This is a genomic window from Methylobacterium sp. SD274, assembly GCF_017355285.1.
Lineage (GTDB): Bacteria > Pseudomonadota > Alphaproteobacteria > Rhizobiales > Beijerinckiaceae > Methylobacterium.
Genome location: NZ_JADIJP010000022.1, coordinates 26,009 through 39,598, shown reverse-complemented (window position 1 = coordinate 39,598; position 13,590 = coordinate 26,009). Strand labels below are relative to the sequence as shown.

Genomic DNA, 13,590 nt, shown 5'->3' with positions numbered 1-13,590 from the left:
TTTTGTTTCAGATGAACGTCTCACCGGTCATCGACGACTGGCTGGATGGTCACAATAATTCCATCGACCTCAGCAATACGCTCGCCAAGCACACGATCACTGGCGTATTGCCGCTCCGCTGCTTGAGCTCGTGCGATCGCTCGCTTCTTGGGTGACCAAGCATTTCTGTAAGCTCGGTCATACACGTCAAATAGCACTGGTCGCTGGCGGTCCCGGTTGCTCTTGGCCCTACCGCGGTTATCGCGTGCCGGGCTTTTTCTGTGGGCAACGGCATTCCTGCAATTTCAGCGAGCAGGGGAACGTGCGTTAACCAAATCAACGAGTTACCTTAAACGAAATCTTAACGTTATTGCCTGTGACCGCCCCAAGCGTGATATCAGGACAACCTGTGCGTATGGCCTCGGCCAGAAACCCGAAAGAGCCCGATCTTGTCAGCGTTCTTTAATTCGGACGGCTCGTTTCCGCTCCAGTTCCTGATCATCTTCGCCGTCATCTTCGCCGTGCTGGCCGCGATCGTGCTGGTCTTCCGGCGATTCTCGGGAAGGGGCATGGCGTTGGCCAAATCCGGCCCCCGCGGACGACAGCCCCGCCTCGGTATCGTCGATATCTACGAACTCGACAGGCAGCGGCAACTGATCCTGCTGCGCCGGGACAATGTCGAGCATCTGCTTCTCGTTGGTGGCCCCAACGACGTCATCGTAGAACGCAACATCCATCGTGGCGCCGGCGCCCGCCTCCCTGTCGACGAAGTGGCCAAGGTCGATCCGCTCCAGGAGGAGTCGACCTTCGAGCCTGCGCGGCCGACCGAGCCTCCGATGTTCCAGGCGCCGGTCTTTCAAGTGCCGGATCTGCAGCCGCCGACACCCCAATCTCAAGTCTCGAAAGCTCAGGCCTACAGCGAGCCGAGTTCACCGGCAGCGGCGCCGGAACTGGTGGCAATGCCCAGGCCGCGCAGCGATGATCCCGAAGAGCCGAAGACCGCTCCAAAGCCCAGCAAAGCCGACATCATCGCCGCAAAGGCGGCCCGTCGGAATCCGCCGCCGCTCGCGAACCTCAAGGCCGAAGCCCCCGACCGTCAGCGCCCCACGGAGACACGCTCGGATGCGGCCGATGGACCGGTGTCCTCCGCGGCAACGCCGAATGCCAATGAGGTCGTTGAAGCCCCCCCGGCCCCGGTCGCGCCACCGATGACCGAGCCTGCGCGCACCGAGCCGCCGGTGCGTCCACAACCCACGGCGAAACCCGCCCCGATGGTCGAGCAGGTTCCCGCCGTTCCGCCGCCGCTTGCGCGGCCGACGAGTTCCCGTCCGGTGGACGCGGCGATCCTGTCCGACATGGCAAGGCAGCTCGAAGAAGCTCTTCGCCGGCCATCCGCCGCGATTTCTCCGTCGCCGCAGGCTGTGCCGCCGAAGGCACCCACGCCGCCGGCGGAACCCAAGCCTGCGCCGAGGCCTGAGCCGGTTCTCGATCCGATGACGACAGAGAAATCCGCCCCTGATCGGCCCGTGGATCCGATTGCGGCCGCCATGGCCGAGCCCGCAGACGCCGAACCGCCGCAGGCCGCGGTGCCTCCCAAGGCCGATCCATCGACGGTGAAGCCGAGCCGGGACGAGCCCGTTCCGAGTGAGCCTGCTCCCGACGGTCAGGAAAAGAGCGGACCGGAAGTATTCTTGCCGACACCACCACCTCCTCTCCCAGCCGCTCGGGAACCGGCGAGCAAGGAGCCGCTGGCCCCGCGTCGCGCCACTCCCGCCGCGCAGAATCCATTCTCAGTGGAGGAGATCGAGGCCGAGTTCGCGCGGCTGCTGGGGCGTCCCCTCGATAGGAAGGGCTGAGACCAGCGCCTACTCGGCCGCGGAGCGTGACGGAAAGCCCTTTCCGTCATTGGCCAGTGTGGCCGGCAGGGCGAATACCCCCTCGGTGGGTTCGTCCTTCCGCCCGATAAAACGGCCGAAGAGTCGGACGAAAAGGTGAGACAGGTCGTCGACCAGGACGAAGATGGCCGGCACGAAGATCAGCGACAGGCCGGTCGAGACGATGAGGCCGCCGATGACCGCGACGGCCATCGGCGCGCGGAATTCGCCACCGATGCCGAGCGCCATGGCCGACGGCACCATGCCCGCCGCCATGGCGATGGTGGTCATGACGATGGGGCGGGCGCGCTTACGCCCCGCATCGATGATCGCGGTGGCGCGATCCACGCCCCGCGCCATTTCCTCGATGGCGAAATCCACCAGCATGATCGCGTTCTTGGTGACCACGCCCATGAGCATCAGGATGCCGATGACCACCGGCATCGAGATCGGCATGTGGAAGATCAGGAGACCGAGGATCGCTCCCCCGATGGAGAGAGGGAGCGAGAACAGGATGGTGAGCGGCTGAAGGAAGTTTCCGAACAGCAGCACCAGAACGCCGAAGACCATCATCAGTCCCGCGCCCATGGCGAGGGCGAACCCTTCGAACACCTCGCCCATGATTTCCGCGTCGCCGGTCTGGCTGATGCTCACGCCCGGCGGCAGGTTCTGCGCGGTCGGCAGCGCCATCACGGATTCGATCAGGGTGCCCAGCGCGTCCGAGCCTTCCATGTCGGCCTCCAGGGCCACGCGGATCGAGCGGTCGTAGCGGTCGATCGCCGTGGGACCGCGACCGAGGCTGAGATCGGCCACCGTGGAGAGCGGAACGGAGGCGCCCCCCTTCACCGGGACTTTCAGGCTCTCCAGCTGGGACAGGTCCCCGCGCAGGGCGAGCGGCAGCTGCACACGGATCGGCACCTGTCGGTCGACGGCGTTGAACTTGGCGAGGTTGGCACCGATGTCGCCGATCGTCCCCACCCGCACGGTCTCGGCGATGAGATCCGTGGAGACACCGAGATCGGCGGCGACGCCAGCTTTGGGGCGGATGCGGATCTCGGTACGGTCGAGCGGTGCCGTGGAAAGTACGTTGACGAGGTGGGGCACGGTGGTCGCCTCACGCTGCAACTGCGCCGCCGTCTCCGAGACGAGGCGCAGGTCCGGCCCCGAAATGATGAGCGCGAGATCGCGCTGCCCGCTGTCTCGCAGCGACCAGAACCGGATGTCGGGCTCCTCCCGCAGGATCGCACCGATGACGCTGTCGAGCTGCTTCTGGGTGCGGTGGCGGGCGTTCTTCGGCGTCAGGTTGATGGTGAAGCTCGCGAGCCGCACCTCCTTCTTGGCCGGCAACTGGCGGCCGCCATCCACGAACACGCTGCGGACTTCAGGCAGCGCCCTGATCTTGTCGACGATGCCGTCCGTGACGCGGGTGGTGTCGGCGAGGCGGGCACCGGGCGGCAATTCCACGACGAAGATCGTTCGTGCCGCATCCTCCGCGGGAAGGAAGCCGGCGGGTAGCAGCCCGGTGGACATGATCGACCCGGCAAAGCACGCGAGGCCGACGACCAGCGTGACGTATTTATGCCTGACGGACCAGGCGACCACGCGGGTATAGGCCCGCATCACAGGCCCCTCGCGCTCGTGATCGGGTCCGTGATCGCGCAGGAAATAGGCGGCGAGCAGCGGCGTGATGAGGCGCGCCACCAGCAGGGACATGAACACGGCCGCCGCGATGGTGAGGCCGAACTGTTTGAAATACTGACCGGCGATGCCGCTCATGAAGGAGACGGGTGCGAAGATCGCGATGATCGTCGCGGTGATCGCGATGACAGCGAGGCCGATCTCGTCGGCGGCTTCGAGAGCCGCCCGGTAGGCGGATTTCCCCATCCGCATGTGGCGGACGATGTTCTCGATCTCCACGATCGCATCGTCCACCAGAATGCCGGTCACGAGGGTGATGGCGAGCAGGCTGACGGCATTGAGCGAGAAGCCGAGGGTGCTCATCACCCAGAAGGTCGGCAGCACCGAGAGCGGCAGCGCGATGGAGGCGATGAGCGTCGCCCGCCAATCCCGCAGGAACAGGAACACGACGATGACGGCCAGCGCCGCGCCTTCGATGAGGCTCAGCATCGCCGAATGGTAGTTGCCCACCGTGTTGATGACGGAGGTGTCGATCAGGTCGAACCGGACACCGGGATTCTTCGTGCCGAGATCGGCGATCTTGCGAGCCACAGCGCTGGCGACCTCGGCATCGCTGGCGCCCGTCGCGCGCGAGATCGCGAAAGCCACCACCGGCTCGCCGTTGAAGCGCGCGAAGGTGCGCGGCTCCTCCGATCCGTCCACCAGCGTCGCCAACTCGTCCAGGCGGACCTTGCGGTTGCCCGGCACGACGATCGAGGTTTGGGCCAGGGTATCGAGGCTGGCGGCACCGGCCAGCGTCCGGATCGACTGTTCCTGGCCGCCGAGTTCGCCGCGCCCGCCCGCCATGTCGGCCGAGGTGAGGCGGAGCTGGCGGTTCACGTCCGCCGCGGTGATGCCGAGTGCCAGGAGCCGGTCGGGTTTGAGCGTCACGCGGATTTCGCGAGCGACACCGCCCAGACGCTCGACGCCGCCGACGCCTTTCACGCCCTGGACCTGCCGTGCGATCACGTCGTCGATGAGCCAGGACAGGTCCTCCGGCGTCATCGCCGGCGCCGAGGCGCCGTAGACCATGATCGGCAGCCCGGCGATCTCGACGCGGCTGATGATCGGCTCGTCGATGGTGCGCGGAAGCGTCACCCGCATCTTGGCGATGGCGTCCTTCACGTCGTTGACGGCGCGGTCCACGTTCACTTCGAGGCGGAACTCGATGGTGGTGGCCGAGACGCCCTCCGAGATCGTCGAGATGATGTGCTTGACGCCCTTCACCCCAGCGACCGCATCCTCCACCACCTTCGTCACCTGGGTCTGCAGCTCGGAGGGAGCCGCGCCGGCCTGGGTGACCTGGATCGCCACGATCGGGATGTCGATGTTCGGGAATTGCGTGATCGGCAGCGAGCGGAAGCTGACGAGCCCGAGGATCATCAGGACGAGGAACAGCACGATCGAGGTGATCGGCTTGCGGATCGCCCAGGCTGAGATGTTGAGGCGCATGGGCTGACGGGTCCGATTCTCAGCGCGACGTCACGGAGGCGGCGGCTTCGGCTTTCGGCTGCACCGGTCTGACCCGGTCGCCATGGCGAAGGAAGCTGCTGGCCCTCGCGACGACGGCCTCCCCGGATTTCAACCCCTCGCGGATTTCCATGAACCCGTCCGCCGCGAGGCCGGAGACGACCTTGCGGGCTTCCACCGTGCCGTCATTCACCACGTAGACGAGGGCCGAGCCATCGATCCCGTAGAGTACGGCGGAGAGGGGGACGGCCACGGAATCGCGCCGCGCCACCTCGACCTTGCCGCGCGCGAAGGCGCCGATGCGCAGGGCCGGGTCGCGGTCGAGGCTGATACGGATCTTGCCGAGGCGCGTCAGCCGGTCGATCTCGGGGTCGATCCGTCGGACCTTGCCCGTCACGATTCGCCCCTGATCCGCTTCGAGGCGGACGACATTGCCGAGCATGATGCGCGGCATCCAGGTTTCCGGCACTTCGCCTTCGAGTTCGATCTCGCCGCGCGCGATAAGCCGGAACAACGGTTCGCCCGTGGACGTCGCCGCCGCGCCGATCCGGGCGGTGCGGCGGCTGACGATGCCTCCGTCGGGTGCCTTGATGTCGGTGCGCGCGCGCTTGAGCGCGATCTCGTTGCTCTGCGCCCGCGCCGCCGAGAGATCGGCCTCGGCGAGTTGCAAGCCGCCCTTCGCCGCGGCGAGCCGGCCTTCGCCGCCTTGGGCTGCCGAGACCCGCTGCTCCAGCACCGCCGCCGTGGCGTTCCCGGTCTTGATGAGGGAGCGGGCGCGTTCCAGAGCGAGGTTGGCCTCGATCTGCGCGGCCTCGGATTGGACGATCTGGCTACGGGCCTGAACGATGGCCGCCTGCGCCTTGGCGACGGCGGCGGCGTTGGCCGCCTCCTGCGTGGCGATCATCTCCAACGAGAGCCGGGCCAGGACCTGGCCCTTCGTGACCTCTGCCCCCTCCTCCACCAGCAATTCCGTGATGCGGTAGCCCTCGATCTCAGGCGCCACCAAGATCTCGTCGCGCGGGACGAGCGTGCCGGTGACCACGGCCTGCTCGACGATTTCCCGGCGGTCAGCCGGCACGATGGTCACTGCCGGGGCTGGCGCGGTTGCGCCGCTCACCGGCGGCGCCTCAACCGCCCGAGCCGTCGAGGACAATGCCAAGAGCATGAGGATCGGGAGAAGCTGAAGCAGGCGCATGGAAACGTGGCTCACCGTTCAGCGGAGAAGTCTGGATGACTCAGGCGAAGCGAAGCCGCCGCGCTTGTCTCTTCTCTAAGACGCCGGCCTTTTCATGACGCACGATCAATAGAGGTTTCGCGCTGGCCTGAGCTTCGATCATCCGAGTCGCAGACTTGCGATGGCAGCCTGGCAACCGGGCTGCCGTCATGACTGCTTGGCGAAAGCCTTTTCCAGGAACTTCGCGGCCGAGAGCGCACGAGCATCGTCCCCGAAACGGGCGATGATCTGCACGCCGAGCGGGGCCCCCTCCCCCGGCACGGGGATGGTGACGCAGGGCACTCCCATCAGCGTCCAGAGCCGGTTGAAGCGGGAATCCCCGGTGGAGGCGTACCCCTCCGGCGCCCGGCCCGGGGCCGAGACTGTCAGCAGGATGTCGAGATCGGAATCGCGCAGGATGTCCCGCAGGCTGCGCCTCGCATGATGAGCGACCCGCCGGGCGGCATCGTAGGTAGCGGCCTCGATGGTCCGGGCGGTGTCGAGATGGCCGCGCAGGAGCGGCGGCACCGAATCGCGGTGGGTTTCGTATTCCCAGGCGAGGGCTTGCGCCGATTCGAAATCCTGGATCGTCGCGTGCGCATTGAAGGCATGGCGGAACTCGTCGGGCAACGCGAAGTCGCGGATGTCGGCAGCTGCCGCTTCCGCCATCACCCGCGCCCGGTCGAGAGCCTGCAGCGCGTCGGGTTCGGCGGCCTCGCAATACTCGGGAACGAGGAGGCCGATCCTTGGAATCGGCCCCGTCCCGTCGATCTCCGGCCGGCCGGCGATGAGGGCGAGGGCATGGGCAGCGTCGGCTGCGCTCGCGGCGAACAGGCCGAGTGTGTCCAGGGTCCAGGAGAAGCACTTCACGCCGACCGTCGGCAGCAGCCGGAACGAGGGTTTCACGCCCACCACGCCGCAAAAGGCCGCTGGCCGGATCACCGAGCCGCCGGTCTGTGTTCCCAGTGCCAGCGGCAGCATCCCGGCGGCCACCGCCGCTGCCGAACCAGCGGACGATCCACCCGGGGTCCGGCCCGGCGCGCGGGGATTTCCTGTCTCCGTGGGATCGACGAAGGCGAAGGCGGTCGTCGTGGTCTTGGCCAGGGGCACGGCGCCGAGGCGCTTCAGACGCGCCACGATCGGCGCATCGGCGCGCGGCTGCCAACCGGCATAGATCGACGATCCCATCTGCGTCGGGAGGTGCGCGGTGTCGATGATGTCCTTGAAGCCAACCGCGATGCCGGCGAGCGGGCCCGTATCGGATACCTGCGGGGTTGCATCGGCCGCCACGAAGGCACGGACCGACGGTTCGTGCTCCGCTATCGCGTCCCGGGTCCGCACGATGGCCTGTGCGGGGGTGAGCGTTCCCGCCTCGATACGGGCGCGGAGGGACAGGAGCGAGAGCATCGTCATCGGGTGGCTCGCTGGGGCACGATGAAAGGGAGAGCCGGCGGCTTGTTCCAGGAAGCGCCGTCGGGAGCGGGTGTCACAAGCGTGTCTCGGGCCGCTCGACGAACAGTCGAGGTGATGCCAGGAACGTCGGGAAGCGTCCAGCACATCACGGTGGCGCTGGTGCTGCGGCCTTGCAGCTTCTGCGAGAGTTTTCGATTCCCGCTCAGCTTTGGTCTCGCTCATGCATGGCGGTTGCGTCACCGGTGGGCGACGATGACAAGCGTGCCGGAGACACGCCCGTGGCCGAAACGCTGCGAAGAGGGATGCGAGTGGGCGATGGCGGGAATTGAGACGCAGGTGGTCAAGGATCGCGTGGGAATGATGTGCCAATCCCTGCGCCGCGCCATCGTCGAGCGCGCGCTGGCGCCCGGTGATCGCCTGCCGGAAGATGCCCTTGGCGACCGTTTCGGCGTGAGCCGCACCATCGCGCGGCAGGTGCTGGGGCAACTCGCCGGTGAAGGGCTGGTGGAACTCCGCCGCAACCGGATCGCCATCGTGGCGACGCCGAGCTGGGAAGAGGCACGCGACACGTTCGAGGTCCGCATCTCCCTGGAGCGCCTCGTGGTTCAGCGTCTGGCGGGTCGCCTGACCGCCGAACAGGAAGCGATTCTGCTCGCACATATCGACGAGGAGGACGCGGTCCGTGGCGGACCGGAAGCCCCATCGATCCGGCTCGCCACCGAGTTTCACCTCCTGCTGGCGCGAATGACCGGCAGCCCCGTCCTCGTCCGCTACGTGGCCGAGCTCGGCTATCGCTGCGCGCTGACCCTCTCGCTGTACAGCCGTCCGCACTCCTCGGATTGCGCCGTCAACGAGCATCGCGAGATCGTGGCGGCGCTCATGGCCGGCGACGTCGATCGTGCGACCCATCTGATGGATCATCACCTCGATGCCGTGGCCGTGCGGGCGCATATCGTTGCCGAGCCCCCGCGCGAGCGTGACCTCCGCCGGGTCCTGGCACCCTACGTCACCGAGAAGAGTACTTTGCGACGCCGGGCTAGTTGAAGCGGCGCAAATGCGATTCCGCGCCGGCTTGCGACATGCGCCAATCCGGCGGCTTTAATCTCTCGGCAACCCTGAAAGCCTAGGCCCCTCTCCTCGGACCGTCGGCCCTGACAGGAGAAGCCCGCCTTGCGTGAACCGTTCGTTCCCGATGCGCTGGCCGAGCGGCTGCGGGCCAAGCGGCGCAATACGAGGCCGGTGGCGGCCCTGGTCTGCGAGCCCGCGAAGCCCCTCTTCGCCGAGTTACTCGATGGGCGCGGGCATGGCACCGGGCAGTTCGTGCGTCTGTCGCAGGGAATGGTGGAGCGCATCGCGCGGGTGATGCGCGATGAGGTGGTCGGCGAAGAGGCTTGACCATCCGGCGAGGCCGCATCCCGCCGGGCAGTGTTCCGGTTCGGCGAGAACGGCCTTACAGAGCCGGCGATGGACCTGAGACCTTACCAGCGCGCCAGCCTCGACGCACTCTATGCCTCGTGGCGCAACGAGACCGGCGATGGGCTGATCGTCCTGCCCACGGGGGCGGGCAAGGCCTTCGTCATCGCGGCCCTGGTCCGCGAAGTGCTCGCCGAGCGTCCCGGCGCGCGGATTGCCATCGTCACCCATACCCGCGAGCTCATCGCCCAGAATCATCGTGAGCTCATGACCTACTGGCCGGCTGCGCCGGCCGGTATCTACTCGGCCGGCTTGAACCGACGCGAAACCGCGACGCAGATCCTGTTCTGCGGCATCCAATCGGTCTGGAACCGCTTCGACGCCATCGGTGCCTTCGATGTCGTGGTGGTCGATGAAGCCCATCTGATTCCTCGCGACGCGGAGACTCGCTACGGCCGGTTCCTCGCGGCCCTGCGTGCCGCCCGACCGGAGCTGAGCGTCGTCGGCCTCACCGCGACTCCGTACCGCCTCGATAGCGGCCGCCTCGACGAAGGCGAAGGCCGCCTGTTCGAACGCATCGTGTATGAGGCCAATGTCGGCGACCTGATCCACCAGGGCTATCTCGCCCCGCTGATCTGCAAGGCCACCGCCACGGCGCTCGACGTGTCGGGCGTGGCCAAGCGCGGCGGCGACTACATCCCGAGCGCCCTCGAGGCGGCGGTGAACCAGGATTGGATCACCCGCGCGGCGGTGGAGGAAATGGCCGGTTTCGGCCGCGACCGCCGGGCCTGGCTCGCCTTCTGCGCCGGTGTGGCCCATGCCGAGGCTGTGCGCGATGCGGTGCGGGCGGAAGGCTTCAGCTGCGAGATGGTGACGGGCGAGACCGGCAAGCGCGATCGCGACCGGATCGTGCGTGATTTCACCGCCGGAAGGCTACGCTGCCTGACCTCGGTCGGCGTCCTTTCGACCGGATTCAACGTCCCGCGCGTGGACCTCATCGCTCTGCTGCGGCCGACCCAGAGCACGGGCCTCTACGTCCAGCAGGTGGGCCGTGCGCTGCGGACCGCGCCGGGCAAGTCCGATGCGCTGATCCTCGACTATGCCGGCCTGGTACGGATGCACGGGCCGGTAGATATCGTCACCGCGCGCAGTGCCGCCGCGATCAAGGGCCGAGAGGGAGAGATCCGGGCCAAGCCCTGCCCCGGCTGCGGCGCGCTCATCGCCCTCAATGCCAGCACCTGCGAGGCGTGCTGGGTCGAGCCGGACGAGACCGAGGAGGATGGGCCGAGCCATGAGGCCGCGGCCGATGACGAGCATCCGATCCTGTCCCGCGCGGTACCGGTCTGGCGCGGCGTCTCCCGGTGGCGGCTCGGCCGCCATGCTTCATCCGGCAGCCTCGACGTCGAGTTCCAGACCGATGACGGGTCGAGCCACCGGGTGCGGATCGCCTTGGAGCAGGCCGGATATGGCCGCGAGAAGGCGGTGCAATGGTGGCGTCAGCTCGGCGGGGGGCGCGACGTGCCGATGACCGTCGCCGAGGCCCTGTCGCGGACCGAGGAACTCACCCGCCCGGCCGCCCTTCTGGTCCGAGCCAACGGCCGCTTCTCGGAGAGCGTCAGCTATCGCTTCGCGGACGGCCGGACCTTCGTCGATACGCGGCGGCTCGCCGGAGCCGACGCCTGAGCGCGCTCGCCTAAGCCGAGACGCCGTGCTTCGTGAGCAGTCGTTCGGCACTGTCGTTCCAGACTTCCATCGTCACGATCAGACCGTCACGTACGGTGAAGCGGTCGACATAGCGATTGCCTTCGAACGGCGTTCCATCCGGCCATTCGCCGTAAAGGGTGCCGAGGCTGTAGACCGTGGTGACCCCCTCTCCCGGCACCACGTCCAGACGCTCCATGCGCTTCTTCACCCAGGCATAGCGGCTCGCGTTGAAGGCCGTCACCTCGCGGGGGTGCCGGAAGACCCGGGCGCCGGTGAACACGATCTCGATCCCCGGCGCCATATAGCCCGCGGCGGTTTCCGGGTCGGGCACCATGGAGGCTTCCAGATAGGCGGTGACGATGGCCGCATCGGTGTCGGCTTTGGTTTCGGCCTCTGTCGCTTGGGTCATGCTCTGGTCTCCGTTCGATCCCCACACTGCTCTACGCTCGCCAGAAGTGCATGCAATAAGTGTATGCAGTTTGGCGTGAAAGCAGGCATCACAATCCGCGCTTTTGGAATTAAATAAGAAATATCAACGCTTTGACAAATGGCACGGTGGTTGCGGTGATGGGTGCGATTCCTCCGGAGAGCCGTCCATGCGCAAGCACAGCCCATCATCGCTGACCCGTCGCCTCGCCCTCGGGGCGACCGCGTTGGTCGGTCTCGCGTTCGTCGCGCCGGTGCAGGCGGCGGAGACAATCAAGATCGGCCTCGTAACCGCTTTGTCTGGCCAATCCGCCAAGTCCGGCGAGGCGATCTCGCGAGGCATCGGTCTCGCCATCGACGAGGTCAACGCTGCCGGCGGCGTTCTAGGGCGGCCTCTGGAGCTCGTGGCGCGGGATGACGAGGCCAACCCGTCGAAGGGCGTGCTGGCCGCACGGGAACTGATCCAGCGCGTCGGCGTCGTCGCCCTGGTCGGCGGTCTCGATACCCCGGTCTCGATGGCGATCGTGCCCATCGCCAACCAGATGAAAGTGCCTTTCCTCGGCCCCTGGGCGGCGGGCACCGGCATCACGCGCAACGGTGCCGCCGACAACTACGCCTTCCGCGTCTCGGCGGTGGATGCCCTCGTGGACGAGGCCCTCGTCGCCTATGCGATCAAGACCCATCAGGCGAAGAAGCCCGGCATGATCCTCGTCAACAATGCCTGGGGCGAATCGAACCAGCAGGGTCTGACGGCGGCCTTGAAGACAGCCGGTCTTCCTGCCGCCGGCATCGAGAAATACGAGGCGTCCGATGTCGACATGGTGCCCCAGCTGACGCGGCTGAAAGAGGCCGGCGCCGACACTCTGTTCCTGGTCGGCAATGTCGGGCCCTCGGCCCAGATCGTGAAATCCCTCGACCGGATGGGCTGGAGCGTACCCGTCGTGTCGCATTGGGGCCCCGCCGGCGGTCGCTTCGATGAGCTTGCCGGCCCGAGCGCCGCCAAGGTGCATTTCATTCAGACCTTCACCTTCGCCGGCAATACCTCGCCGAAGGCGATGGCCGTGCTCGATGCCCTGAAGGCCAAGTATCCGGCGATCAAGTCCATGGCCGATGTGACCCCGGCCGTGGGGATCGCCAACGCGTACGACGCGACGCATCTCCTGGCCCTCGCGATTGGCGAGGCCAAGTCCACAAAGGGGTCGGACGTGCGCGACGGCTTCTACAAGATCGCCACCTATCCCGGCCTGATCAAGACCTACGACAAGCCCTTCGCCCCGGACCGTCACGACGCGCTCGGCCCACAGGATTACGTGTTCACGCGGTTCAAGGACGGCGAGATCGTCGCCGTGGCGAACTGAGGAAGCGGCCATCGCCGTTCATCCCACCCGCGACCTCATCCTGTGGCGCCGCGAAGCGGCCTCGAAGGAGGTCTCCGGAACTCACTGTGCGAACTGGACGCCTCCTTCGAGGCCTCCGCTTCGCTGCGGCGTCTCAGCGATGAGGTGGCTGGGTGGGACGGACTACATGATACGGTGAAAGTGAGAGTTCCATGTTGACCGGCTCCCTTGTGAGCGGCCTCGGTCTCGGGAGCATGTATGGGCTCATCGCCCTCGGCTTCCACGTGACCTACGCCGTCTCCGGTACGGTGAATTTCGCGCAAGGAAGCGCCGTCACCCTCGGGGCGGTGCTGGGCTACATGCTCGGCGTTACATTGGGCTGGCCGATGCCGTTGGCAGTGGCCGCAGCCCTGGCCGGCTGCGCGTTTCTCGGCATCGTGGTCGAGCGCATCCTGGTGCGCCCCTTCGTCGAGCGGAACTCGGATGCCTGGCTCCTCGCCACGGTGGCCGGGGGCGTGGTGCTCGACAACGTTATTCTGTTCACCTTTGGCAAGGAGCCGCGCAGCCTGCCCTCCCCGCTCGCGCGCAACCCGGTCGATTTCTTCGGCACCGGAATATACCCGCTGCAGATCGTGATCCCGGTGGTCGGTCTGGCCGTCGCCTTCGCCATCCGCACGGTGTTCCGGCGGACCGATCTCGGTCGGGTCTTGCTGGCCGTGGCGCAGAATGCCGACGCTGCGCGGCTGATGGGCATCGACGTGCGTCGGACGGTGGCTTGCGCCTTCGCGCTCTCCGCCCTGCTCGCGGGCGCGGCGGGCCTCCTCATCGCCCCGCTGTTCTCGGTCTCGGCCGAGATGGGCACCCTGTTCGGCATCAAGGCCTTCGCCGTCGCCATTCTCGGCGGGATCGGCTCCGCCACCGGCGTGGTCCTGGCCGGTCTGCTCTACGGCGTCGTGGAAGCCCTGGTCACCGGCTATCTCGGTTCCGGCTACACCCAGATCGTCGTGTTTTCGGTGATCATCCTCGCGCTGGCTTTGCGCCCCGACGGCCTTCTCGGCCGGGCCGCCGTGAACAAGGTCTGAGC

The 13,590-nt window shown here is 67.1% G+C and carries 10 protein-coding genes; 6 read left to right on the top strand and 4 right to left on the bottom strand.

Translation table 11 applies throughout. The features are described from left to right. The first annotated feature begins 428 nt into the window (after positions 1 to 428). Positions 429 to 1,835, top strand: coding sequence for a hypothetical protein (locus tag IPV08_RS17755; protein WP_207412843.1), 1,407 nt, complete (start codon positions 429 to 431; stop codon positions 1,833 to 1,835). Between the two features lie 9 nt (positions 1,836 to 1,844). On the opposite strand, the gene IPV08_RS17750 is transcribed toward IPV08_RS17755, so the two are convergent. The 3 genes from IPV08_RS17750 to IPV08_RS17740 all read right to left on the bottom strand — a co-directional run bounded on the left by IPV08_RS17750 (position 1,845) and on the right by IPV08_RS17740 (position 7,620). Then, the gene (locus IPV08_RS17750; protein WP_207412842.1) at positions 1,845 to 4,982 is read right to left on the bottom strand and encodes an efflux RND transporter permease subunit; all 3,138 of its coding nucleotides are present in this window, start codon (positions 4,980 to 4,982) and stop codon (positions 1,845 to 1,847) included. A gap of 19 nt (positions 4,983 to 5,001) precedes the next feature. Further along, entirely contained in the window at positions 5,002 to 6,195 is a 1,194-nt protein-coding gene (locus IPV08_RS17745; RefSeq protein ID WP_207412841.1) for an efflux RND transporter periplasmic adaptor subunit, read from the bottom strand. Positions 6,196 to 6,381: 186 nt separating this feature from the next. Further along, on the bottom strand, positions 6,382 to 7,620 hold the full coding sequence (locus IPV08_RS17740) for an amidase (protein WP_207412880.1): 1,239 nt from the start codon (positions 7,618 to 7,620) through the stop codon (positions 6,382 to 6,384). A gap of 321 nt (positions 7,621 to 7,941) precedes the next feature. Between IPV08_RS17740 and IPV08_RS17735 the strand changes: the two genes are divergently transcribed. From IPV08_RS17735 to IPV08_RS17725, 3 genes are all read left to right on the top strand, one after another. After that, entirely contained in the window at positions 7,942 to 8,670 is a 729-nt protein-coding gene (locus IPV08_RS17735; RefSeq protein ID WP_207412840.1) for a GntR family transcriptional regulator, read from the top strand. A 126-nt stretch (positions 8,671 to 8,796) separates the two neighbouring features. Continuing rightward, the gene (locus tag IPV08_RS17730; RefSeq protein WP_207412839.1) at positions 8,797 to 9,021 is read left to right on the top strand and encodes a hypothetical protein; all 225 of its coding nucleotides are present in this window, start codon (positions 8,797 to 8,799) and stop codon (positions 9,019 to 9,021) included. A 69-nt stretch (positions 9,022 to 9,090) separates the two neighbouring features. Continuing rightward, positions 9,091 to 10,722 carry a DEAD/DEAH box helicase gene (locus tag IPV08_RS17725; RefSeq protein WP_207412838.1) on the top strand — a complete coding sequence of 544 codons (1,632 nt, stop codon included), beginning with the start codon at positions 9,091 to 9,093 and terminating at the stop codon, positions 10,720 to 10,722. A 10-nt stretch (positions 10,723 to 10,732) separates the two neighbouring features. Here IPV08_RS17725 and IPV08_RS17720 read toward each other — a convergent pair whose 3' ends face one another. Continuing rightward, positions 10,733 to 11,152, bottom strand: a complete 420-nt coding sequence (locus tag IPV08_RS17720; protein ID WP_207412837.1) for a nuclear transport factor 2 family protein — start codon at positions 11,150 to 11,152, stop codon at positions 10,733 to 10,735. Between the two features lie 187 nt (positions 11,153 to 11,339). Between IPV08_RS17720 and IPV08_RS17715 the strand changes: the two genes are divergently transcribed. After that, positions 11,340 to 12,527 carry an ABC transporter substrate-binding protein gene (locus IPV08_RS17715; protein WP_207412836.1) on the top strand — a complete coding sequence of 396 codons (1,188 nt, stop codon included), beginning with the start codon at positions 11,340 to 11,342 and terminating at the stop codon, positions 12,525 to 12,527. A gap of 191 nt (positions 12,528 to 12,718) precedes the next feature. Next, complete coding sequence (locus IPV08_RS17710) at positions 12,719 to 13,588, top strand: branched-chain amino acid ABC transporter permease (protein ID WP_207412835.1); 870 nt, start codon at positions 12,719 to 12,721, stop codon at positions 13,586 to 13,588. The last annotated feature ends 2 nt before the right edge of the window (positions 13,589 to 13,590 follow it).